This window comes from Klebsiella sp. P1CD1, from assembly GCF_003790505.1.
Taxonomy (GTDB): domain Bacteria; phylum Pseudomonadota; class Gammaproteobacteria; order Enterobacterales; family Enterobacteriaceae; genus Klebsiella; species Klebsiella variicola.
Window position 1 is genome coordinate 2,062,737 of the sequence record NZ_CP033631.1, and the last position, 26,182, is coordinate 2,088,918.

General features: G+C 58.2%; 10 protein-coding genes. 2 read left to right on the forward strand and 8 right to left on the reverse strand.

Annotated features, from left to right (window positions below; genetic code table 11):
* Positions 1-211 precede the first annotated feature (211 nt).
* Positions 212-1,243 carry an IS630 family transposase gene (locus tag DTA24_RS10395; protein WP_123836811.1) on the reverse strand — a complete coding sequence of 344 codons (1,032 nt, stop codon included), beginning with the start codon at positions 1,241-1,243 and terminating at the stop codon, positions 212-214.
* Between the two features lie 385 nt (positions 1,244-1,628).
* Between DTA24_RS10395 and DTA24_RS10400 the strand changes: the two genes are divergently transcribed.
* Positions 1,629-2,579, forward strand: coding sequence for an ArdC family protein (locus DTA24_RS10400; RefSeq protein WP_123836812.1), 951 nt, complete (start codon positions 1,629-1,631; stop codon positions 2,577-2,579).
* A 1,116-nt stretch (positions 2,580-3,695) separates the two neighbouring features.
* A complete protein-coding gene (locus DTA24_RS28070) occupies positions 3,696-3,842 on the forward strand; it encodes a hypothetical protein (protein WP_164481326.1) in 147 nt (48 codons plus the stop codon).
* Here the strand turns inward: DTA24_RS28070 and DTA24_RS10415 are convergent.
* The 7 genes from DTA24_RS10415 to irp2 form a co-directional block, all read right to left on the reverse strand.
* Positions 3,829-4,584 (reverse strand): class I SAM-dependent methyltransferase, encoded by a 756-nt coding sequence (locus DTA24_RS10415; protein ID WP_123836813.1) that lies wholly within the window; start codon positions 4,582-4,584, stop codon positions 3,829-3,831. The two genes, DTA24_RS28070 and DTA24_RS10415, sit on opposite strands and share 14 nt — an antisense overlap.
* A gap of 123 nt (positions 4,585-4,707) precedes the next feature.
* Positions 4,708-6,729 (reverse strand): siderophore yersiniabactin receptor FyuA, encoded by a 2,022-nt coding sequence (gene fyuA, locus DTA24_RS10420; RefSeq protein WP_123836814.1) that lies wholly within the window; start codon positions 6,727-6,729, stop codon positions 4,708-4,710.
* Between the two features lie 130 nt (positions 6,730-6,859).
* Entirely contained in the window at positions 6,860-8,437 is a 1,578-nt protein-coding gene (gene ybtE / locus DTA24_RS10425) for a yersiniabactin biosynthesis salycil-AMP ligase YbtE (RefSeq protein ID WP_123836815.1), read from the reverse strand.
* A 3-nt stretch (positions 8,438-8,440) separates the two neighbouring features.
* Positions 8,441-9,244: a yersiniabactin biosynthesis thioesterase YbtT gene (gene ybtT, locus DTA24_RS10430; RefSeq protein ID WP_000194282.1), complete on the reverse strand. Its 804-nt coding sequence runs from the start codon at positions 9,242-9,244 to the stop codon at positions 8,441-8,443.
* A complete protein-coding gene (ybtU, locus tag DTA24_RS10435) occupies positions 9,241-10,341 on the reverse strand; it encodes a yersiniabactin biosynthesis oxidoreductase YbtU (RefSeq protein ID WP_032218411.1) in 1,101 nt (366 codons plus the stop codon). Before ybtU ends, ybtT begins: the two co-directional genes overlap by 4 nt.
* Complete coding sequence (irp1, locus tag DTA24_RS10440) at positions 10,338-19,829, reverse strand: yersiniabactin polyketide synthase HMWP1 (protein WP_123836816.1); 9,492 nt, start codon at positions 19,827-19,829, stop codon at positions 10,338-10,340. Before irp1 ends, ybtU begins: the two co-directional genes overlap by 4 nt.
* Positions 19,830-19,916: 87 nt before the next feature.
* The gene (gene irp2 / locus DTA24_RS10445; RefSeq protein WP_123836817.1) at positions 19,917-26,024 is read right to left on the reverse strand and encodes a yersiniabactin non-ribosomal peptide synthetase HMWP2; all 6,108 of its coding nucleotides are present in this window, start codon (positions 26,022-26,024) and stop codon (positions 19,917-19,919) included.
* Positions 26,025-26,182: the final 158 nt, after the last annotated feature.

Below are 26,182 nucleotides of genomic sequence, written 5' to 3' on the forward strand. Positions count from 1 at the left end.
TAATGGTCACTAATAAAGTAGTGACCATATTTTATGAGTACTTCGTGCCTTTTTACTAAAGAATATTTATTTTTCAGATTATGTGAAATTGAGATGAAGAATGGAATAAGAAAAAAATCACAACGACGTTCGATAATATACCCGGAATTTTAACCCGACAATGAGCTTATTTTGGAGGAGAAAACATTCTAAATAACTGTTCCTAATACCGCTACACTTTAGCCAGCCCATGCATTCCACCGGGGAATGGGCTGACGGTATCCATAAAGTGACGAACCTTTTTCAACAGTTGCCACATTGAACGGCACTGGTGATTTCGGCTTATTGTTTCATGAAGCGCCTGCCATAACCGTTCAACATGATTGACCCGCGGCGAGTAAACTGGCTGATAAATCACTCTGAACTTTGGGTTTGCTTTCAGCCAGCGCAACGTTTCACGGCTTTTGTGGATGATGTAGTTATCGACAATGAGCGTAATCGTTTTTGCCCGCCGGTATGTCGCCTTCAGATTTTTTAACATACTGATAAATAATGATGAACCTTTGCTGTTTCCACCCACGTAGCTGACTTTGCCCGTACCACTGTGTAGCGCACCGGCAAGATAGTACTTTTCATTCTGCCCCGGCGTGACAACGCGTTTTTGCTGCCCGCGTAACTGCCAGTCAGCGCCGATTTTGGGATTGAGGTGGATATCCACTTCATCTTCGTAAAACACCGGGTGTTCTGTGCTACAGCTGGCTAACGCCACATTAATCGCTGCCACTTTTTCTTCCTTATTCGGGTACCGGATACGCAGTGTTGGCGTTGTTCTGAGCCATACCAGTCCGGCAGCAGGTAACCATCGCCGGATGGTTGAAGCATGTAGCGGACAACCGGTGACATCACGGATTTTTATCGCCAGCAGCTCGGTACTCCAGCGGGAACGCTGATAACCAAAATCGCCGGGAGAATGCTTAACGAGCTCACGCAGCAATGCGTAAATATGCTCGAACGGCCAGCGCCTCCCACGTCCTGACGGCAATGACTTCAGGCCATCAGCGCCAGACAGCGTGAACCAGTTAATCCAGCGACCAATTGATGAGCGGGCACAGCAGAGCGTTCTGGCAACATGGCTGACGGTGTCACCACGATGCAGCATTAGCATGGCTGTGAGTCGCCGGGCGTGGTTTTTGTCCTTTGTTTTATGGAGCGTTTTCTGCATCATGCGTCGTTCAGTTCTGGGAATTGGTGCTATGATTGGCATTGCTCAGTCCGGTTGGTGATTTGGGATATTCAGCGATTGATCAGATCGCATAAACCGGGCTGAGTTCCCCCTGAGTGATCTACTATTCCGAGCAGTTATTTAGCATTAACAAGAATTTTCCGTTAGTGCCAATCCTCAATTACCAAAAATCTATTTTCACCACTGCGAACTAAGGGGCGCTATGCCCGGTTATGCAGGGGCCGATTTTTTCTCCCGCGTGCTTTTCGTTCCCGTATTCGCTTCCGGTTAATCGTTTCCCGTTGCAACCCGTCCTGCAAGGGTGAAGTGCACGCATGCTGCGCCCCTGCGGGACAGAACGACGCCGGGAAAGCGAACCGTCAGGCGATACGAAGACGAAAATCACACCACTGACGGAGAAAAAACCATGTCCATTTCCCTGCATAACCAGACTACCGCCCCTAACCCCGCAGCGGCGACCAGCGTATCGTCGCTGGAGCGCTCTGGCTCCTCAAAAACGAAAGGGTTAAAAAGCCGGACTGATATTTACCAGACCGTGACAGACAGCATCATTGAAGCGCTTGAAGCGGGTGTAAAACCGTGGTCATGCCCGTGGAAGCGTGTTCCGGGAATGTCCGGTCTGCCTGTTAATTATGCTACCGACGTGGCTTACAGCGGGATGAATATTATGCTGCTGTGGTGTAGTGCTTCGAAACAGGGATTCAGTGATTCACGGTGGATGACGTACAAACAGTCGCAGGCCGCTGGCGGTCAGGTACGTAAGGGAGAGCGCGGGACAACCGCCATTTTCTACACCACGCTGGAGAAAGAAAACGACGAGGGCGAGACGGAACACATCCCGATACTGAAAACATTCACGGTGTTTAACCTTGACCAGATTGACGGTCTGCCCGTGACGGAGAAAGCAGGAGCAGAAGTCCCCGCCGCTACGTTTGACCCCTTACCGCAGGCAGAAGCACTTTTCAGTTGCAGCGGTGCGAAAATCATCGAGAAGGGGCAGAATGCATTCTTCATGCCCGCCACGGATGAAATCTGGCTGCCTGAGCGCCATCTGTTTAACGATGCGGCGAACTTCTATGCCACCGGCCTGCATGAGCTGGTTCACTGGACCGGGGCAAAAGCCCGCCTTAACCGCGAAATGAAAGGCAGATTTGGCAGTGAGTGTTACGCTTTCGAGGAGCTGTGCGCGGAACTCGGTAGCGCGTTTCTGATAGCAGATTTAAGCATTGAAGGTGAGGTTCAGCACGAAAGCTATATTGCATCCTGGCTGAAAGCACTGAAAAACGACAAGCGTTATATTTTCAGAGCAGCCAGCGCAGCCTCAAAGGCGCACCGTTATCTGATGGATAAGCAATGAGTGTAAAATAAGCTGCCGCAAGGGAATGCAGCTTTCGTCTTATATCGGGGCCAACAGGATGAGATATATTCCAGGTGATATTCATTTCCCTGCGAATTTATCCGGGCATCTTATACCCGAATAAATTCGCAGGCTGCGGGGGCGGGCGGCAAAGAGCCCGCACATCCGGTAAGCCTCTTCCGTGGCAGTTCGCCCCATGACATTGCCCCGCTCATCAGGGCCATGATATGGGGCAAATGGACAGGGCGACCCGTATAAAATCCCGGCGTTGTTTTTTCCATGAAAACGGACACGCCCTGGTACCTGTTTTCATGCTGACACAGGCGCTGACTATGGGCGTCACGGATGGACGTCAGACCCCACGCCCATCGGAGACGCCCACAGATGGCGCCCATGAACCGGTTGCCCGTATCCTGCGGGCATGCCCGTTATCCGCGCTTTCAGATGACAGCCGACCCGTGGTCGTCCGCCACCTGAAACGCCCGAATGGCGGGCAACGGCGTGTGTCATTACGCTCGGGCTGGACGCCCTCACTGCCTGTCACATGGGGGTAATGACTCCGCTGAACGCTGCGTCAAAACCCCCTGGGTCAAAGGCGGCACACCGTCACGCGCTACGCGCGACCAACCCCTTTAAGACGCGCGTTTCGCCTGTTTTTTCTTTTCCTCGCCAGCTCGGAGCGAAAAAACGGGAACGCTGCTTTAAAGGGGTTGGTCGCGCCTGATCGGCAATATTCCCCGTGGGCGGGAAATATTACCTGGCTTGACGGTGTGCGGGGCAGGCCCCCCACAAAAACCGGCACGTGGGCGTGCCTTTTTGCTCGCCGGGGCGGCAAAATTTTTGCGGCTCCCCCCGGCCTGCTCAATTCGCTTTGGGCGAATGTTCGCAGGTGGGCGCGGTGCCTGAAAATTAACAATTCCTCCGGAATTGAATTTTCTGACCGCGAGCCACATGCTTATTTCATGGCTTAACAATTTCTCCGAAATTGAAGCCATGAAATAAGCATGCCGTAACCTCATCGCCTGAAAATATGAGAGCATTGTCATGTTACGCTTTTGTTGTAACTTAAAGTACAATTTACATTTTATTCATGAGCTATTAGTTGAGGAGGTAATTATGGGTATCGCTTTCTCACAATTAAAAAAACAAAGACTCGTCAATGAAGATGAAAACGAAGCTTTTCCTGCAAAGCAGGGCAATGCCTGGCATGCGACGCCTAACCGCTTACAAAAACAGGCTCTGGTACGTCTCAACACAACCTGAACAAAGCTGCCGGAACTGGGCTGTCAGGCAGTAAAAGTGCCTTAAATCCTGCGTCAGCCGCTTCATCTATCAATATATCAAGGCTGAACGTACGCCAGTCACGTTCAACGGAGAAACTGCGTATTTTTACTTCGCCGTCATGCTGTTCAAAGCGAATATGCCAGCGCATTATTTCCGGTTCATCTTCTATTTTTTGCCCACTTAGCCAAATGTCGTAACGGTGCTCACCAACATCAACGCTGGCCGCACGGAATTCTGACACCTGCTGCGGCTCCGCTATGGGCATCACATCGACCAGTACAGCACCGTTCGGCGTCAGCAATGAGGCCAGCTGCGACCAAAGCGCTTTCCGCACCGGAACCTCAAAAAAACCAACACAGCCACACACAAGGGCGATATCAATGTCTGCAGGAAGCGTGGCCTGAGCAATATCGCACGGGTGTACGGTAACCTGCCTGCGTAGTCGGGTATCTGCTAGTATCCGCGTCATCAGACCGATGCGCATTGACGCAGAGGGTTCAATGGCATGAACCTGTGCACCTGGAAAGGCTTCCAGGACGACATCCAGAGCCATGCCAGTGCCGGAACCGATATCAAGTATGGTTTTCGCGTCAGGGCAGGTAGTCTGCAATCCATTCAGCACTGAGGCACGCCGGGACTGCCAATGTTTTTCCGAGAGAATATCGTACATCTCTGCTGATTGGGTATATGCGTCCAGGAGGTGAGAAAACGTCTCTGACATGATGGGATTATCTCCTTAATCGGGCTACGAAACAGGCAACGTTGTGTTGGGCAGTTGCTGTTGGGGTACCGTTTTAACTCATGGCGTAAAAGGGATGCCCTTCCGGTATCCCTTTTAAAATAATCAGAAGAAATCAATTCGCGTATTGATACCGACGGTGCGTCCCATATTGACCTGCGCGGCGGCGCTGCTGCCGTTCATATAGCCATAGGTACGGTAACGACGGTCAAACAGGTTATCGACATAGACGGAAATGTTTATCCGTTCAGTCGCCTGCCAGCCCAGGCTGCTGTCCAGGGTGGCATAGGTGCCTTGCCGCAACTGGTTGCCGCCATCAAAATAATGCGGCCCGACCAGATTAACCGCCAGTCGGGGCATCAGTGCGCCATAGCGCGTATCAACCACGCCGTTCACGCTGCTTCCCGCGCCATAACGTGGTACGAACGGCACCCGGTTGCCGTGATACAACTCACTGTCATTGGTGAATTCGGAACGGATCACGTTGCCATTGATATCCCATGACCAGCCTGGCGCAAACCGCCATTTCGCTTCAAGCTCAACGCCAGTGGCGTCGGCTTTACCCGCATTGCTTAATGTCTGCATCCCGACCGGGCCAGAGTAGAGCTGCATGTCTTTGGTGTGGGTATAAAACGTCGCGGCTTGCAGCGTGACGTCAGCGGTTTCGTAGCGGGTGCCAAGTTCATAGTTGATGGATTTCTCGGCGACGAACGGTTTGGCATCAAGACCCGCAGTAGGTACGATGTTGTACCCGGAAGGTTTATATCCCTGGGCTACACGGGTATACACTCTCCAGTCATCGGTCAGCATATAGCCTGCGGATAGCTGCCCGAGCACCTGATCGTCATTGCTCTTACCCTGGTCGCCAAACGGGTTGCCGAGCATGCTGCCGTGATATTGTGTACTGGATTTATCATGCGAGAAGCGCACGCCGCCGCCGATATCAAAACGATCGGTTAAATGCCAAGTCAGGTCACTGTATGCGGCCAGCGTTTCAGCGGTGGTATAGCCGGTACTGCTTAAATAAGGCATTGTCGGCATGTCGTAGGCTGAATTTAACTTCTCGCGGGTGTTCTGCCGGTACAGCCCAAACACCATATCAACGGTACGCGCATCGCCCAGGGTTGCGGCGCGCAGCTCCTGCACATCCTGATTCCAGCGCTGAGGCATATTGACGATTAACGAACCGGAAGGGTAGGTGCGCGAATAATGCTGCTGCTGCCAGGCGCTGATCAGGTTGAAAACCCAGTCATCGGTGGTGTATTTCCCACTCAGGGTCTGGCTGTCAGTGCAGCGCCGCATGTACGGGTCTGGTGAACCATCGCTGATCGACAGCTTACGGCCCTTAATATCATTCCATCCCACATAGGCGTCCTGGGTGGCGCGGGTACATTCGCGTGAGGCGGCAAAGCCCATTTCCCAGGGCTGATCGTCCGGCGCCAGACGCAGTTTCACATTCCCTATGCTGGCGCGGGTGCCGCCTAAGTCATCGCTTCCCGTCGCGGGGTTAATCATGTCGCCGTCATCAACCTGGCGTAACAGGGTGACGCTGCCGTACAGCAGGCCATCCTGAATGGGGCCGCTCAGGTTGAACTTACTTCGATAACTGTCGCGGCTACTGACGCCGCCTTCAATATAGCCGCGCGGCGTGCTGTCCGGCTGCTGGGTGACGATGTTGATGATCCCGCCCTGAGCGCTTTTGCCATATAACGTTCCCTGTGGGCCTCGCAGCAACTCCACGCTTTGCACATCGGTAAGCGCCTGGATGGTGTTGGTGGAAAGCTGAGGGACGCCATCGACATACAGGGTGACGGCGGGGTTATAGAAGTCCTGCGCTGAAGAGACGCCGCGTAGCGAGATCGTCGAAAAAAGCATGTTGCCGCTATTTTCAATATTGAGCCCGGGCAAGACTCTGGGGAGTTTGTCGCTGGCGGTGACGCCGGCGTCGCTTAATTCCGGCGCGCTGACAACAGTAGACGAGACGTTGTTGGCTGATGCCGAGCGGGAAGATTGTTTACTGGCGGTAACCACCAGCGTGCTTTCGTCTTGCTGTGAAGTCTGGGCATTAGCAATGGCGGGGAGCAATAATCCCCCCAAGGCCAGAGGATAAAGCCGTGTCATTTTCATTGTTGTGAGTCCCTGTAAGACGGCGAAACGCCAAAAATACCGACAATGGTGAATTGAAAATGATAACTATTTCTAATGGTGGTGCTACCCGAAACGGGTTTATTTCAACCTGTTTCGGGTCGGTTTGCGCTTATTGGGCAGAATGGCGATAACGGTCGACGGCGAGAGCCGTCAGGCGTTTTTTGTCTATCTTGCCGACGGCGGTGAGCGGCCAGTGGTCCAGAAACTCGATTTGGTCAGGAATTTTCCACGCGCTGAGCCCCATACGGGTCAGTTGTTGACGCAACTGCTGATAGTCAGTTGGCACCTGCTGCGCGATGATAAACGCGCAAATCCGCTCGCCAAGCAGCGTGTCCGGCGCGGCGACCACCGCGCAATCTTGCACTTCCGCTAAACGCAGCAGTGCCGATTCCACTTCAGCCGCGGCTATTTTTTCTCCGGCGCGGTTGATCTGCTCTTTTATGCGTCCCTCAACGTGCAGGTTCCCCACCTCATCCAGCCTGACATTGTCGCCTGTGCGGTAAAACCCTTGCGCGGTAAAGGCCTGCGCGTTGTGGGCAGGGGCGCGGTAATAGCCCGAAATGGTATAAGGGCCGCGCGTTAACAATTGCCCGGTTTCGCCCGGCGCGACGTCGTTCTCGTCTTGATCAACGATGCGGATTTCATCCAGAGGGGACAACGGGCGCCCCTGGCTGTGGAGAATGGTGGCATGCGGATCGTCCAGCCGGGTAAAACAGAGCAGGCCTTCCGCCATACCGAAAACCTGTTGCAGGGTACAGTCAAAGGTGGCGATAACCTGCTCAGCAAGCGTCGGGTCGAGCCGGGCGCCGCCTGCCTGAATGACGCGCAGCGACGAAAGGTCGCTGTCTTCCCACTCCCTGGCCTGCACCCATAATTGCGCCAGCGCCGGAACCAGGGCGACGTGAGTCACTCTTTCCTGCGCGATTAAAGGCATCACCTCATCACAGCTGGCGCTGTCGGTCAGCACCACTTTTCCGCCGCAGGCAAGCGTTCCCAGAATACCGGGGCAGGCCAGCGGAAAGTTATGCGCCACCGGGAGGACGGCGAGATACACGCTCTGTTGGCTGATGCCGCACAGTTCAGCAGAAGCGCTGAAGTTATAGCTATAGTCGGCATGTCGGCGCGGGATGAGTTTGGGCGTGCCGGTTGTGCCGCCTGAGAGCAACAACAACGCGGTGGCGGAAACATCAGGCTGCGGCCATGCCTGTCGCTCACCGTGAAGGGAGAAGAGCGGCGTAAAATCGTCGCTCACGGTCTCTCCAGCGACCAGAACATGACGCAAGCAGGCGTGTTTGTGCGCCATCTGTCGGGCCAGCTCTGCGTGGTTTTCCCCGTGAATAACGTAAGCGACGGGTTGCGCCAGCTCAATCAGCGCGTCGATATCCAGCGCCCGTTGCGAGGGCATCGCCAGCACGGGGATAACGCCCAGTCTTAACAAGGCGAACAGCAGGGTAACAAACGCGTTGTCGTTGGGAAGCTGCACAATTACATGCTCCCCCGAACGCAAACCCAGTGATGACAGACCTGCGGCAAGTTCGTCAACTTGTGCATCAAGCGCGCTGTAGGTTAACGACCCCTTTGCATCAACGACGGCAATTCGCGAGGCATAACGGGCCGCCCAGTGGCGCAACTGTTCGGCAATGGGGAAGGGATACTGTTCAATCAGAGATTCAAAGGAAGAATTCATGCGTCACCTTTCTGAAGTACTGGGCTGTTTTTGCAACGCGGTCATTGCAGAAAATGCGTGGGGAAAATGGCGGACAATCTGCGTAAAAAAGGACCGGGCTTGTTGAATGGGATAGAAATGATCGCCGTCAATCACCACCGGGCCTGTAACGTGGCTCAGCCACTGACGCCAGGCATCGACCTGCTGCCAGGAGGCTTCGCGATCGTGGCTGCCGCACAATAACAGCGCAGGCGTGCGCAGCGGCGGACAGACGTCGGGCGAGTCGTAGTGATAGCTCTCGGTGGCGTAAAAATCAGCGCGCAGAAGAGGAAGAAACAGCGACATTAATTCCTGGTTTTCCCGCAGTTCAGGAGAACATCCGCCAATGTCTATCAGCTCAGCGATAAAGTCGGCATCATCGCGATGGCTGAGCTGGCGTTCAGAATGCAGATGCGGGGCATGGCACCCGGAAATAATCAGTCCTTGTGGCGCAAGCCCCCGTTGCTCCAGAAGTCGGCAGGTTTCAAACGCCACCTGCGCCCCCATGCTGTGCCCGGCGAGTAAAAGCGGCGTGTCAGGCGATACGGATGCTTCCAGCTCGTTCGCCAGCAGTGCCGCCAGTTGTGTAATGCTTCTGAGCGGTTCCAGATGGCGAAGGCGATCGCGCCCCGGCCAGGTCACCAGAGAAAGCGCGCAATCAGCCAGTTGCTCAGCTTGCCAGTGGCGAAACGCGCTACTGCTGCCGCCAGCGAAAGGGCACATGACCAGATGCGCAGTATTGCCGTTCCGGGCGGGCCACAGCGGGATGCACATTGCAGATTGCGTCACAGCGCCTCCTTATCATCATCGTTGTAGAAACCGGCTAACCGGTCGTGGTGCGGCGGCGTCAGGCGTCTGATCTCCGCATTGCCGGTCTTACGTAAAATCTGCTGCCATAAACGTGATAACGCGATCTGATGTACGCTTTGGCAGGCCGCTGGTGGATGTTCGCCCGCCAGATTGCTGCGCAACTGGTGTAGCAACCAGCTGACGCCCTCCGGCCCGACGGTTTCGCAGCAGTCGCGCCAGCTCAGGGGCGCCGCGCTGCGCGTCAGACCCGGCAGATCGCGCAGGATCTCCGGTCTGCGGTAGAGGCTGTGGGCGTTCTCCTGATGGTCTGCGACAAACAGGCTGGATGACCAGATGACGGGGCCGTAGCTCGCCTCCAGCGAAAGATGACCTTCCGGCCAGCCCAGCAGCAGGCGGTGCATGATAAGGCTATGCATATCTGGATCGTCAGGATCGAGATAGCGCTGAAGCAGCAGGCAGGCTTCTCCCTCCGGCCAGAAGAGTCTCAGACAGTGAAAATCGCTAAAGCTGCCAACCACGTCGCACTCCACGGCGGCGGCATCAACGCCCAGAGCCAGCAACAACAAATCCAGAGTGGAGTAGAGCAACTGTCGGCTGGTGGTGGCGTGGACTACCGGCGGCGTCTTAGCCAGGCAGCGACGCAGCTGCTGCGCATCGCGAAGCCATGTGCGTCCCGCGCGCGTATGCGGATAAAACGTGTTTACCCAATAGCAGCAGCCCTGTTCCTGCGCCAGCGTTTGTAAGGAACTGATGTCATCCGGGTGGAGGGGATGCTCCTGAATGACGTGTACGCCGCGCGTCAGAAAGTGTCTGGCAAGCTGCGTACCGGTTCCTCCGGCGACGGTCGAACGCACGACAATACAGGCGATATCCGGCATCCTAGTTATCTGTTCCGGCGAGGTATACAGCGGAATGCCAAACGCATGAGCCAGCTCTCTTGAACGGGCGCTTCCCTGCGCCAGCAGGCCGACCAGTTCCAGCCCCTCCGGGGGCTGCATAAAGGCATTCAGGTACATTTCGCCAAATTTGGCGCCCACAATCAGTACGCGTTGTTTTGGGGAGGCGGACGGCATCATAACGTGTTCTCCGGTTGCGTTGAGGTTGCGCAAAGCCAGCGCGTAATGTGTTGCGCACAAGCCTGAACGTGGGGGGCTTCCATCATGATTTGCCAGTGGCTGGCTTCAATCACAGCGTCGTCGGCGTTGTTTATCCAGCCCTGCCACTCGGTTTCTGCTGGCGTCCAGCGCGCGGGTCTCCCGGCGGCATACACCATGAGACAGGGGACCGGAACGCTTTCGCCCGGCGTATGCTCAGTCAGTAAACGCAGCAGATGCGCGATGTTGTCGAGCCACGTTTCTGCCGCTTGCAGCGTCAGGTTTTGCGACACCATACCGGCCGTTTTAGCGAGGCTGATAAAGTCGGCAAGCTGGCTGTCGGGCGTCTGCTGGTCGAAATGTTCGGGCAGTGCCAGAGGCGTTTGTCCTTCGGCTAACAGGCGCAGCAGGGCCGCCCGGTTTTCGCAACAGAAATCCTGTCGGCACACGGGATCGATTAACACCATCCGAACCTGCTCGCCTTTGGCGTACAGGCGCTGTGCGGCGCCCGCCGCAAGAAACGCGCCATACGACCAACCCGCCAGCACATAAGGGCCGTGAGGCTGCTGACGACGGATGCACCCGACATACTCATCGATCATCTGGTCGAGCGTGGCAAAGCGCTGCGGCGATTTTGCTTGCAGGCCGAAAACGCGCCTGTTCAACGCGCTGGCGAGCGGCAGCCAGGCGCTGATATCGCCGTCTGAAGCGTGGAAGACAAACAGGGTTTCCTCACCGTCGCCCTGGCAAAGGGGTATCGGGTTGTCCTCTCCTGACGTAGCCGCCTGTAGATGGGCGCAGAAGTCGCTCAGCGTCGAATGGCTGAACAGATCCTGAAGGTTAGCCCTGGCAATCCCTCTCCGGTTTAGCTGCGCGACCATCCTTGTCGCCATCAGGCTGTCGCCGCCCAGTTCGAAAAAGTCGTGATGCCTTGCCACGGGGCGAGACAGCAGGGATTGCCAGAGTTCAGCCACCTGTTTTTCCAGCGCCGGATTCCCCCCGGCAACTGGCGTGGGTTTGGCTGGCTCAGTCGGCGCCTCAGACGGGGCATGCAGCGGCGTAAATAACGCTTCTCTTTGCCGGATCTGTAAAATGGGCAGACCGGTGCCAAAGCGCTGCTGTAAATAGCGGCTCACGGCTTTTTTATCCGGGCGATTTACGCCAGGCGAACGCGCCACCAGCAGATGCTGGCGCAGCGGCGACGATTCCTTCGCGGGCCACGCCAGCTCGTTTGCAAACCCGGCCTGAACGAGAACCTCCTGCCATGCGGAGCGGGTGAGCATCGGTTTCTCATCCCGGCGGCGGAAATCACGGTATCCGCTTAATCCCTCAATAAAGCCCACGCTCGCCAGCTGGAATACGCTGTTTCGCTCCGTCGCTTCAACGATCAGCAAACGTCCGCCGGCTTTCAGCAACAGTTTTAATCTGCGCAACGTCTGGACGACATGGCTGGCGTCGTGGAGCACATTGACGGCAACGATCAGGTCGTAACCCGCCTCTGGGTGGGCGGTGAAATCCAGCGGCTGGTTGATGTCGAACAAGGCATAAGACACCTGCGATTCATCATGGAAACGGGCTCTGGCGTCATTGAGGAACTGCGCGGAGACGTCCGTGAAGTGGTACGACTGCCGCGTGTTTCGCGTGGCCTTCAGCACCGGCGCGGTAGTGGCTGCGGTTCCGGCGCCAACCTCCAGAATCCGTTCTGCGCTGCACAAGGCGGCAATCTGCGCGGTATAGCGATTCAGACAGGCGCTGGCGGGGTTGTCGCGATACAGCGCGTCGGTAACGCGATGCTGCTCGTTGAACAGCAATTCCAGCGGAGAACACTGCCCGGAGAAGAGGGCGTCGTGCCGGGCGATGCAGGTTTCCAGATACTGCGCCAGCGCCTGGCTCCATTGGCTTTGCGGGCACGCTTCCTGAGGCTCAGGAATCTCGCTGAGCGGAATGCGGCAGCGCCAGCTTTCACCTTCGCGGATTAACCACTCTCTTTCCGTCAGATACTGTAGCCACTGGCGCAGCAGACGCTGGTGAGACGCTTGCGCGGACAGCGCCTGTACTATTGCGCTAAAGCGATGGGCGATCTCCGGCGTGGTAAACAGGCCGTGACGATTTAGCGTAGCCGCGATCCCCTGTAGCGCACGCGCCTCCAGCCAGCGCCAGGTCGCCTCCAGCTCATCAAGCTGCGCCTGCTCAGGCAACGGCAGCGCCAGTTGGGTAAGTTCGTGCTCATCAGGCATCGCCGCTGATGGCGACGGATCGTCGGCCATCACGATATCCAGCGTCAACGCGCCCTGTTCGGTTATTTCCGCTCTGGCCTGCCGGATGCCGGGGTATTCGAGCGTCGCCTGCTCAATATCCCGCAGGTCGTAGTCCGCCTGCGCGTTCAGCGGCCAGCGTCGGCGGGGAATGTGCCCGGCGATGCCGCTGGCGAGAGTCTTCAGGCTTTCAGGGGCGGCGATGACGGCTTGCAGGATGGCGCAATAGTCATTAAACATCGCCTCGGCAGCGCCGGGTTCCAGCACGTTGTCCATGCAGTACCAGCTAAACATCAACTCGCCGTCGCTCTCCATGACCTGATGATCCAGCCAGACCTGCGGCGTTTGCGTGAATACATAGCAGGGTTCGCCGAACAGATGGCTCATCGCCTGATCGATAGTCATGCCTTCCAGCGTCATCCCCAGCATACTGGTAAACACTACCGGCATCAGCGGTTGACGTTGTGATCCGCGCAGGCGGCCCAGCTCACGGATCACCTCAACACCGTTCATTTCACTGTGCGCCATGTTTTGCCAGAGGCGCTGTTGGGTCTGTTGCATCTGCTCTTGCAACGTCACCGGCGCTGAGAAGTTAAAATCAACCAGCGTGACGGAGGTAAAATCACCAATCAACTGGTTGATTTGCGGATGGATCGGCTGGCGATTGAAGAACGTCAGGTTCAGCGTAAATGTTGTGGTACGGCTCCAGCGCTCAAGGGTGGCGGCAAACAGCGTGAGCAGCGCGGCAGACGATGTGACGCCTTGCTGCTGCCAGCGCTGTTTCACGGCCTGCCATTCTGTCTTGCCGATCGTCGATTTGAAGGTGGTGAAGTGTGGCGTTTCCGGGGGCGTCTCAACCACCGGCAGCTCTGGCGCTAAGGGCAGTTGCGGCAGTTTTTCCTGCCAGTAATCCCAGGCATCGTGCCATGCCGATGTCTGTCGGCGCGCCTGTTCAGCCATCACATAATCACGGAAGGTAATAGCGAGCGGCGCCAGCGTTTCACCGCGCCAGACCTGCGCCAGGTCGTCCATCATGACTTTAAAACTCTGCACATCAAACTGCAAAAGGTCGAGGTTCATATGAAGACGGTAATGGCAATCGTCGATTTCGCTGACCACCAGCTCAAAAAGAGGCCACTGGTCGGCAGGCAAAACGCGATAGCTCAGTTCATGCCGCCGTTTTTCCAGCGCGATGCGCTGTTCTTCCGGGGAAAGCGCGCGCAGATCGTCACGCGGGATGTGATACTCCGGCGTTGTCGCCAGGATTCGCTGCTGCCCGTCGGCATCAACCACCATACGCAACATATCGTGGCGTGCGATGAGCTGGTTCCATGCTTTCTCCAGTATGGCGAGATCGAACTCATCGTGGCGTTTATCCCACTCAAACAGGACGTGACAGGCGACGCCGCCATAGCCAATGAGGTGGGTTCGCCCCAGCCAGTAGGCGTGCTGAATGGGCGTCAAAGGGAAGGGCGCATAACGCTCGTCGGCGTCGTGCCGCAACACTTCCGGCTGCGAAGCGGCAGGCGTCGCCTCTGGCTTAGAACAGATAAGCTGCGTGAGTCCATGAGGAGACAGATCCTGCCACGCCCGTTCCGCATTGATGCGTACGCCCAGGTAGTGCTGAATATCGCTACTGAGTTCAAGGAAGAGCAGCGAGTCCATGCCGAGTTGCAACAGATCCTGGTTTGGATGCAGTGACGCCGGATCGCTCAGCCTTAGCTGAACCGCAATCCGCTTTTTCAGCCATGCCATCACCGCTGTTTCATCGCTCAGGCTGCCGTTAAAGGCGTTGTCATCAGCAGGAGGAATGACCGGCGTTGCGGCTTTTTCTGTGGCGCTGAAGTTAAACAGAGCCTGTTGTAACGGGGGCATTTTGTCGGTAAAAACGCGCATCGCCAGTCGCCACGGGGCGCCGCGCATCACCGCCTGTTCCAGGTGCCAGCAGCCTTCGGCATCGCTTAACGCGCCCATACCTAGTCTGGCGAGCGTCGCCAGCATTTCCGGCGTGGCCGCCCGACCGCTTTCTCCCCATGCGCCCCAGGCGACAGAGAGCGTTTTCGGCGCATCAAGGGTGGAAAACTGCTGGGCCAGCCCGTCCAGGTAGCCGCAGGCCAGCGCATGGGCGCTCTGACCCGGCGCGCCGAGGGTGGCGGCAGCGGAAGAGTAGAGAATAAGATAGCGTCCGTCGTGGTTGCGCAGGGTTTGCAACAGCTGGCTTGCCGCCTGCGCTTTTACCGCGAAAACGGCAGCCAGCTGGTGGTCATCAAGCTCCTGCAAGGGCGCGTCAGCCAATACGCCAGCGGCATGAATCGCTCCGGCAATGCCGCCGTTGGCCGCCAGATCGTCAAGAACAGTGGCCAGTTGCCCGGCATCGCCCACATCACAACGGCAGACGCGCGTCTGCCCGCCCTCCACGTCGCGTAGCCATGACTCATCCACGCGCGGCGCCAGCAGGGCGATGCGTCGCGCCCCTTTTTCTCTGAGCCAGTTCACGGCAAGGCGGCCTAATCCGCCAAACGCTCCGGTCACCAGATGCCAGCGGCTATCGCCGGTAAACACGTTTGCCGGTAATTCAGCGGCGCATCCCGTATTGGGCGCCAGTGAAGGGAGCCAGAGGGTGTCACCCCGTGCGGCGAGCCAGCGCTGTGATAGTGAGACTGCGCTCAACCCTTGATGCAGCGTTTCCCACGGGGTGTTTTCGGCGAGATCGATGGCGGCAAGCAACCGTTCCGGCTGTTCGTTGGCCGCGACGCGAAGCAAGGCCCATAGCGCGTGATGGGATGCAGAGAGTGCTTCATTTTCCTCGACTCGCCACGCGCGGCGAGTAACCACAATCAATCCGGCTGCGCTAGCGGTGAGCGCTGCTATCACTTTCTCCGCTAAGGCCAGCGTATCCTCGCTCTCCTCAACAATCATCAGTCGCGAAGAGGCGTGCGGATCGTGAATGATGCCGTATTGCGCCAGCTCGTCGCTGCGCGCAAGCGTACCGGCGCTGAAGCTAAAGGTAAGCGGATGGTCAATGCTGGCGACGTTGAGGGGCGTCCAGCGCCATTGATAATGCGTCTGCGGCGCAGGAAGAGGCGCGGCGGGCGATAGCGGCAGCCACTCGCCAGCAGGATGACGGGCTTCAACGCGCATCTGACCGCGGGAAAAGGCTTCGTTTTGCCAGCTTAAGCGAACCTTCCCCAGCCACTCCGGGGCGGCGACGGGGGGCGGTTCCACAGGCAGAGCGTCGCCATGACGCTGTGAAAGCAGACGCCAGGCCTCCTGCCAGCGGGCGTTAAACCGTTCGGGCTGACCTGCGCAATCAGACCAGTCGGCGAGATAATCACCGTTATCCGTCAGCGCCTGCCCCAACACGGGTTCTGATGGCGCGGTGAATGTTACGGCGCTAACCGCCTGACCGGGCAGCGTGGCGAGAATGATATGTTCGCTCATCCCGGCGGTCGGGCTGCCATCCTGTGGTAGCCACGCCACTTTGCTGAATCCGGCGTGGCGGCACTGTTGTTGCCACTGAGCGGTGGTGAGGAATAACTCACCTTCGCGGGCGTCGAGATCCTGTAGCGGAAGAACCAGCGGGCCGAAAACGAAGTCAAACAGACGCATTGGCTGGGTGATTTCGCGCATCAGCAGGCGCCCGCCCGGCTTGAGCAGGGGGCGCAGATTATCGAGCGTGCAGCCAATATGGCGGGTGGCGTGAATCACGTTCGCTGCCACGATAAGATCGTAAGACTGTGCCTGGAAACCCTGAGACGGCGCCTCTTTTTCGAGATCCAGCTCGCTATACTTCACAAAATCATAGTCGGCGAATTTCTGCTGGGCGCGACGGGTGAACAGCGCCGAGATATCGGTGAAATGGTACTCCAGTGCCGGAACGCCGTTGAGTTCCGGCAGCAGCCACGCGGTGGTGCCGCCGGTTCCGCCGCCAACTTCAAGAATACGCAACGGCTGGCGGGGCTGACGCGTCTGGACAATGCCGCGTAATACCCCGGCGGCGATTTGGTTGAAATAGCGGCCAAAGCTGAATTCCTGATACAGCACTTCCACGCCGTCGGAGGCGCTTTGCGGGAAGATAATCGCCACCGGTTCTTCCGCGCCGCTCATCATTTCATATAACCGATCGCCGGCACGGGCGATGGTGTCGGGAATAGCCTGAAAACCTTCACAATAACCGGCAAGTTCCGTCAGCAGTGATTCCCGCTGTTGATGTTCAATGGGGCGGGCGCGGACGTATCGCCCGTCGGTGCAGCGGTAATCGCCGTCGACCACGCAGTTATTCAGCAGGCGCTGGAGTAGCTGCTGGTAGCGGGGCAGCAGACGTCCACGGCGCATGATGGTCATGGCGTCCACGCCGTTCTCAATGGCATCGCCGGTACAGCGTTGTACCAGTTGATCGACGTAGATGGCGTGCAGTCGCGTGGCGCACTGTTTAAGCGCTTCCAGGCGAGGGAGATCGAGCGCTGTCGCGGCGCGACTCGCCACCTCCAGCCCGGCAGACAGCGCTGCGTCGGCAGGCTCGCAGGCCGGGGAGACGCGCTCTTTCCAGTAACGCTCAGTATCAAACGGATAACATGGCGCAGCGATACGTTGTCCATCGCCCGCCAGCAGGTCGGCCCACGGTAGGGCGACGCCGGCAGCGTAAAGCTGGAGCAGGGCCTGATTGAGGACATCGCTCGCCTCTTTGTTACGCCGGGCGCTGGCTATCCAGTATGCGTTATCGCGGTATTCGCGCTGCCCGCAAGCAACCAACTGGGCATCGGGCCCCATCTCCAGAAAAACGCGGGCGCCGAGCTGATGCGCCACCTGAATACTCTGGATAAAACGCACCGGCTGGCGCATGTGTCGGCGCCAGTAATCCGCCTGGTTGAGCGTTGACTCATCAATGACGTCGGCGGTGAGCGTGGAAATAATCGGTATTTGCCCCGGCTCCGCGTGCAGTCCCGCGCAGGCGTCCTGGAACCGATCGAGTATCGGCTCCAGTAAAGCGGAGTGCGCCGCACCGGTTACGCTCAGGCGACGATAGTTAATGTCATGCTGCGAGAGCGTGGCGCAAAATACCGCGAGACGGGCTTCCGGCCCGGAAAATACCGTATGTTGCGTACCGTTGTTGGCGGCGAGATCCAGCTCAAACTGGCGAGCCAGCGGCATCAGCGTGTCTTCGTCTGCAAATACCGCCACCATCGCGCCGCTTGCGCACTGCTGCATTAGCGCGCCGCGCCGACAAACCAGTGGCATGACCTGTTCAATCGTATAGTGTCCGCAGACAACGGCAGCGGCAAATTCACCGACGGAATGCCCAATGGCGAAGTCTGGCTTCAGTCCTTCAGCACGCCAGTGCGCCGCCATCGCGATTTCAAACGCGACAATCGCCGGCTGCGCCCAGGCCATATTGTCCAGCTGCGCCGAATCGGGGTTAAACATCGCTTCGCGCAGTGACGGCGTGAGCATTTCGCTACAGGCGGAAAAACAGCGATCCAGCGTGTCGGCAAACGCCGTTGAGTGCTGGTACATCGTTTGACCCATAGTGCGCCAGTGCGAGCCCTGGCCGGTAAACAGCCACACCTGCTTGCCGCTGGCGCCGTGGCCGCTGTAAACCAGCTCCCCCGATTTCTCACCGGCCCAGGCGCTGAGCGCCTCGGCGGTTTCACGGTTTAATGGCGCCGCCAGGCGGAAGGGGAGATCGAGACGGCGCGCGTGCAGGGCTGTGAAGGCCAGAGAGCTGGCATCCGCATTCTCTCTCAGCGCCCCGGCATAATCCGTCGCCAGCCGCCGCAACGCGCTGTCGCTGGCGGCGCTGAGCAGCAGCGCGGTACTTTTTCTGCCGCTATCCGTATTGGGGAGGCGCGCGTTGAGCGCGTCGGGCAGCGAGGCGACGATCATATGGCAGTTGGTGCCGCCAATACCAAAGGAGGAGACGCCCGCATAGCGCATTTCGTCCTGCCATGCCTGTGCCGACACCGGTATGGTAAAGGGGCTCTCTTCAAGTTTCAGCGCAGGGTTGGGGGTGTGAAAATTCAGTAAGGGAGGAATTTGCCCGCGACTGACTGCCAGAACGGTTTTCAGCAGTCCGGCAATGCCCGCCGCGGTATCCAGATGGCCCATGTTACTTTTCACGGAACCGAGCGCACAGCGCTGATCCTGCGGGCGAGGCGCATAGACGTTGCGTAACGCTTCAATTTCAATCGCGTCGCCCAGCGGTGTGCCGGTGCCGTGGGTTTCAATGTAACCTACCTGCCTGTCGTCGATGGCCGCCAGCATTAACGCCTCTTCGATGACTGCCTGTTGCCCTGCGACGGAAGGGGCGGTATAGCCGACCTTTCTGTTGCCGTCGTTGTTGACCGCGCTGGAGAGGATCACCGAGATAATCGGATCGCCTGACAGCAGCGCGTCTCTCAGGCGACGCAGCACCACGCAGCCGAGACCGTTACCTGCCCAGGTGCCCTCAGCCGAGGCGTCAAAGGGACGACAGTGACCATCAGGAGAGAAAATCATTCCGGGCTGGTAGCGGTAGCCTGCCTGCTGGGGGAAAGAGAGCGCCACGCCGCCGGCAACCGCCATATCGGATTCGCCTGCGCGCAGGCTTTCACAGGCCAGATGCACGGCAACCAGCGAGCTGGAGCAGGCGGTCTGTACCGATAACGCCGGGCCGTGCAGGTTGAGTTTGTACGCGGCGCGGGTGGCAATATAGTCTTTATCATTGCCCATCAGAGATTGCAGACCTTTTACCTGCGCGACTTCTGTCACGTTCAATGCTTCGCGACCGGGGTAGGTACTCATCCGGGAAGAGGCGAAAACGCCGGTCTTATGGGGGACGGCGCCGGGGGCATAACCGGCATGTTCCAGCGCATGCCAGACCGCCTGCAAAAATAGGCGCTGCTGCGGGTCCATCGACTCCGCTTCCTGTCGCGAATAGCCAAACAGGGTGGCGTCGAAGCAGTCGGCGTTGTCTAACACCGTACCGATATTGACATAATGAGGATCGTCAATGATGGCGGCATCCAGACCGACGGCCAGAAGCTCTTCGCGCGTAAAGCGTCGGCTGCATTCACGACCTTCCAGCAGATTTTGCCAGAACGTTTCGCCATCCGGCGATTCAGGAAAATGGCAGGCGTAGCCGATAACCGCGACAGGTTCGCAGTCCGGGTAGTGTTGAGCGATCGATGCATCAATGGAATCTGCTGTCGGCGCAGAAGAGAAGCGCAAGTTATCCATAATCGGTCCCGTTTCCTAAGATTCACAAAGTCAATGGAACGCCATGCGTTCGCGATGGCGTTCCGGGGAAAATCAGTTTGCTTCGCGCTATATCCGCCGCTGACGACGGCGAACAGGGCGAGGTCGTTTTGTTTTCTCCACCGTGGCGACGCCGGCCAGATAATCGGCCAGGGCAGCAGGAGAAGGGTGGGTGAAGAGGTCAAGCAACGTCAGGGTGGAAAATTCGTGACGTTGTAACAAAACGTGCAGTTGCACCAGATTCAGCGACGTTGCGCCCGCCTCAAAGAAGTTTTCTGCGGGCGTGACAGACTCGCCAACCACCTCGCGGAAGGCGTCGCAAATCAGGCTGACGGTGCTCTCGTCCGCCGCAATGTGTGGCTGAGAGTGCTCAGGGCATACGCGCGGTGAGCGCTCTGTGCATTGCCCTGCGTGTTTAACGGGAGGCACCAGCGCGGCGAGCGGCAGTTGCCAGCCGCTTTCATCCTCGGCCATTCGGTTTAGCAATGCGCAATACTGTTCAAACTGGCGCTCCACCTGCCCGGCAGGAAACAGCGCGGCGACAAAATCCCAGTTAAAGCGCAGTTCGCCTTCGGATTCATAAATCTGGTGATCGAGCCAGACCTGCGGCGTCTGGGAGATGCCCCAGACCGGTTTGAGCAGATTACGCTGGGCGAGGAAGTTATCCTGCTCAAAGCCCAGCGCGCTGGTAAAGACGACGGGCATCGGAACGGCAGGCACGTTTTGCCGTTGCGCCAGTTGACGCATCACGCGGATGGCTGACACATCGCGGTGGTTGAGGTTCTGGCTCAGCCGCTGCTGTAGTGACTGCGCGCTGTGCAGCCAGCTTTCGCCGGGATGCCAGCTCAGCAGCATCAGCGAGGTGAAATCGCCCAGAATCTGGTTGATTTGCGGGTGCAGCGGTCGCCTGTCGAAAAGCGTAAGGTTAAGCGTGAACTCAGGCTGTGCACTCCATGCAGAGAGAACCGTTGACCACACCGACAACAGTACGGCCGACGGGGTGAGATGGGCGTCAGCCGCCCGTTTTTTCAGCCGATGCCAGCGCGTGCTGTCCAGCGCGCCGTTCAGGCGGGCGAAGCGCGGTGTTTCAACCTCCTGAGGCAAGCAGCGCAGCGGCAACGCAGGCGCCGGAGGAATATCATCAAGCTGCGCCTGCCACCATGCCAGAGAATCTGGATTGGGCGACTGTAGCGAGGGTTGTTGCAGATAATCCCTGAAGGTGACGGGCAGCGGCGGAAGCAGCTGTTGCGGGTAGCGGTAGCCGTGCTCCAGCTCCGCCAGCAGGATCTGCATGCTCAGACCGTCAAGCAACAGGTTATCCAGACACAGCCACAGGCGGGCAGGCATCCCGTCCACGTATCCGACCTGGAGATCGAATACCGGCCACACTTCGGGGTTGAGTACCTGATGCGCCAGTTTTTCGCGCACCCGCAACGCCTCTTCAGGCGTATGGAGGGTGTGTGCGGGTATCACCCTGGGGGGCGTCTGTTCGAGCACCTGTTGCTGTCCATCACGCACGATGGCGCGCAGCATATCGTGGCGGGCGATTAATCGGTTCCAGACCGTCTCCAGCCGGGTGAGGTCCAGATCGGCAATTTCAAATTCAACAAAGAAATGTGAGCCGACGCCGCCCAGGGCAAAGCCCGGCTGACGCCCCACCAGGTAAGCCTGCTGCACGTCGGTAAGCGCAAAGGGCTGGTAGCGATCTTCAGGGGAGTGGACGAATGGTTGTTCGACCGGGACGTCGGTTTTCCGCAGCGTGGCGGCAAAATCCGCCAGCCGGGGATGATTAAACAGGTCGCTTAATTGCGCTTCATAACCTGCCTGATGAAGTTGCCCGGTCAGACGGGTCGCCAGCAGGCTATCGCCGCCTTGCTGGAAGAAGTCGGTTTCTCTGGTGACATTGCCAGTTGATAAGAGTTGCTGCCAGAGGGCGGCAACCTGTTTTTCAATGTCGCCCTGGGGTAAATCCGCTTCGGCCGGGTTTTCCGCTTCAGGGGTATGACGACGCTTCAGCGCCTGGTAGTCAATTTTCCCGTTAGCCGTCAGCGGTAAGGCGTCGAGGAAGACGATCCGTTGCGGCACCATCCACCCCGGCAGACGTCCGGCGAGGGCGGCCTGAAGTTGACGGGGATCGCGGCGCACCTGCCTGTCAGGACATTGTACGAGGAAGCGTTGTAACCCCGCGACCTCATCGCCATGCTGACAGTTGAAGGCGGCCGCGCTAAATAATGCCGCCCAGTCGGCGCTGTTATGCAGCAAGGCCTCCGGCTGCCCATTGGTTAACAGGAGCGTGCTGAGCAGGGCGGACGGCGTTAACTGGCGAAACTCCATCACGTAGAGCAGCGCGCCGGGAACGGCAAGCTGTTGTAATGTCGCAAGGAGCCCGGGATCTTCCGGCAGCAGACGATGCAGGGCGTTATTAAGCCAGATAATGTCCGCCGAGTGAGCGTGCGCCGCCAGCGTGTCTGCATTCCAGAGGGACAGACGGGCGCCAGGCCAGGGGGCGAGCCTCTGCCGGGCGCTCAGCAGCATCTCCTGGCTCTGCTCAAGCCCGACATACTCAATCTGTCCGGCGTTGAGCTGTGCTAACAGCGATTCTGCGGCGCGGCCAGTGCGGGTTCCCACCTCAAGCAGGCGTACCGGGCGCTGTAAGCGCTGTGCAAGCTGTTGGCAAATTGTCGCCAGTTCCTGAATATACGGGGCGCTGGCCGGATGGTTAAAGGCCAGGCTTTCCGGCGACCACTGCGCGTCGTTCAGTAACGACAGTTCGTTACGGGCACCGCGAAGAATTTGCGATAACGTTAAATCATGTCCGCTGAAGTGCGGGTGCTCATCCTCGCGTTCTTCACCAGCGCAGACCTGATAACCTTCAGCAGCGGGCTTCAGTCGCCGTTGTGTCACCAGAAATGCTAACCAGCGTTCCACCACGGCCTGCCAGCGCGGCTGGATAGCGAGTGAGTTCATCAGGGGGAGAGGATCGGCGCCAGCGGTGTGACCCGGCTTCAGTTTTAGCAGGCGATGCTGAAGGAAATCGGCTACCTGTTCTGCGGAGATCTCTGGCGAGATGGCGCAACAGGGCAACGTTCCCGCAAGCGTGTGCCACGCCTGCGGCAGTGCCGGGTTCCGATGATCGGTAACGCAAAAAGCCTCGCCCTGAGGAACAACGTATGCCGCCAGCGTTTTTTCTTTTTCGCCGATCGCCAGAACGGTTGCTTGTTTCACCCCCGCCAGCTGGCTGAGCGCGCTTTCGATTTCGCCCAGCTCGATGCGATATCCTCCGACTTTGACCTGCTTGTCGCGACGACCGAGGAACTCGATTGTGCCATCTGGCCAGTAGCAGCCGAGATCGCCGGTGCGATACCAGCGCTCGTCCGGGAGCGTCAAAAATTGCTGCTCGCTACGCAGGGGATCGTTGAAATAGCCTTCCGCGACCCCAATGCCGCCAATCCATAATTCACCCGGCACCCAGTCAGGGCAGTCCCGGCCCTGTTCATCCACCACCCGGTAGCGTTGGTTGGTTAGCGGAAAACCGTAAGGGATGGAGCGCCAGTGGGCGGGGACGTCGTGAATTTCGCAGGCGTTAGACCAGATAGACGCCTCGGTGGCGCCGCCCATCGCGATAAATTGTCCTTGTGGCCGGAAGGCCCGATAACGGGCGGGGAGGTCAAGCCCGATCCAGTCGCCGGAAAGCATCACTGCGCGCAGGTTTTCCGGCGTGGCGTCGGCGAAACCTTCACACCAGGTCAGCAGCATATCGAACAGCGCCGGGACGCTGTTCCAGAGCGTGACCTGATGGCGCTGGATCAGCTCACACCATGCGTGAGGATCGCGCCGTTGATTTTCCATCACCATCACCAGCGCGCCGCCCACGCGCAGTACGCCAAAAATGTCGTAAACCGATAAATCAAAATGTAGGGCGGAGAGGGCCAGCACCCTGTCATGCGGGCCAACCTGATAGCGGGTATTGATATCGCAACAGGTGTTAAGCGCTCCCCGGTGAGAAATGACTACCCCTTTCGGCGTACCGGTAGAGCCGGAGGTGTAGATAATGTAGGCCGGTTGCGTGGGGGCGCGTACTACCAGGTTGGCGATCGGCTCCGCCTCAATGGCCTGCTGCCAGGCAAGGACGGGAATATCGTCTGACCCGGCGCTGGCGTCGTGCTGACAAATGAGCACCAGCCGGACGCTGGCGTCAGCGTAGATTTTCTCGCGCCGTGCGGCAGGCTGATCCAGCGAAACCGGAACGTAAACCGCCCCGGCCAGCAGGACGGCCAGAACCGCAACAAGTTGTCCTGCGCCTTTCGACATCGTGATAGCCACATTATCGCCGGGCTGAACCCCGCACTCGATTAACCTGCCCGCGCAACGGCGGGCATAGTCTGTCAGCTCATGATAATTCCACTGATAACGCATGTCCGTTACCGCCAGCGCCTGCGGCTGTTGCAGAGCGATACGGAAAATGCCTTCATGCAGCAAGCCTTCGGGAATGGGGGCGCCGGTGGCGTTGACCCGTTCGCGTATCGCGCGCTGGCTGGCGGGCATCATATCTGCGAACGGCTTTTGCCAGGCGCTTTCGTCATCGCAGAGTTGGTTAATCAACTGGCAGTAAGCGTCGAACAATGTTTCGACTAACGCCGGAGGGAACAGCGCGTCGTTGCTGTCCCATTGTAGCCAGACCTCGCCGTGATGCTCGAACGCCAGATGATCTATCCAGACCTGCGGCGTTTGCGAGATGCCCCATTCCGGCTCGCCCAACGGCGATTCTGCGCGGCTGCTGTAGAGGGAACGCCCCAGATTGCTGGTAAATACCACCGGGGCGCCGTGGGGGTAGCGCTGCTGGCGTTTGAGTTCACGGAGTAATTCGACGCCGGACCAGTGGCGATGCTCCCAGTCCTCCGTAAACGTGAGCTGGTTTTTACGCGCCAGGTTGCTGACGGTATCGCCATCGCAGGCGGTATCCAGCAGAAGAATATTGGTGAAGTCGGCAAGCATCGCGCCAACCGCCGGGTGCAGCGGCTGGCGGTCGAATAAGGTGATGTTAAGCAGCAGACGCGTCAGGCCGCCCCAGCGAGCCAGCACGGCAGAAAAACAGGTCGCCAGCGCCATTGTCGGCGTCACGCCATACTCGCCGGCCCGGTTGCTAAAGGCGTGCCAGCGTGTTGCCGGGACAATCATGCGGCGTCGGGTATTACGGACTTCACGTAGCGTGGCGGGTTCGCAGGCCAGCGGCAAGACGGGCGCGGGGGGAAGCGTCGATGCTTTCGCCAGCCAGTAAGCGCGCGCGTCGTCTCTCAGTGGTTGATTGATCTTCTGCTGGTGCAGCAAATACGAGCGGAAATCATAGCGGGTGTCGATAGCCGGCAGCGATTCTCCGGCCAGCAGAGCGTTAAGCTCATCGAAGAAAAGCGTAAAGCTGGAGGCATCCATAATCAGCAGGTCAATATTGACATGGAGGCGGTGGCGATTGTCCGGCAAGAGCGTCAGCTGAAAATCAAACGTTTCGCCGATTTCCACGCGTAAAAGACGGTGGCTCAGGCGCTGGCGCAGTGCGTCCAGATAGGCCTGGCGGCTTTCAGCGTCGTTATGGCGTAAATCATGAACGGTGACGCCGTTCCAGTAAGGTTGCGGTAGCCAGACCTGCTGCCCGTCGGGGCGAAAGGCGATATGCAGCATTGGGTGGCGTTGCAGCAAGGTCGTGATGGCCTGCTCCAGCTGCGACGCCGTCAGACAATGGCCTTCAAACTCCTGATACAGGTGGCAACCCACGCCGCCAAGCTTCTGCCCCGGCATGCGGCCCGTCAGGTAGGCGTGCTGTACTGGCGTCAATGGGAAGGGGGTACTTTCGGTCATGTTCGGCCAGGATGATTCGTCGGGCGGCGTTTCTTCTTCCGCGTTCTCAGGCGACCGGCTGAGCATTAACTGGTTCCATGCCGCCAGCGTGGGGGCGGCATACAGCTCGCGAAGGGTAAGGCGGTAGCCATTTTTACGAAACCAGTGTAACCATCTCATCAATCTTATGGAATCCAGGCCGGCCTGGATCAGGTTGCTCTCTTCATGTAACTGCTGCGGCGTTAAATTCAGTTCCTGTATGAGCCGCTCGCGTAATTGTTGGTAATCAGCCGCGTGGCGGTTGTCCGGTAACAGCGAATCCTGAGATGGTGCGCCAGAAATCATTCTTCCTCCTGATGGCACGTCTTACCGAAAAGCATTGCTCATATGAGAATAATAATTATTAACAATTGGATGCTACCCGAAACGGGTTTATTTATGCCCGTTTCGGGTTGGTAACAGGCGGAAAGAACAGAGGCCCGGATGGGGTATCCGGGCCTCTG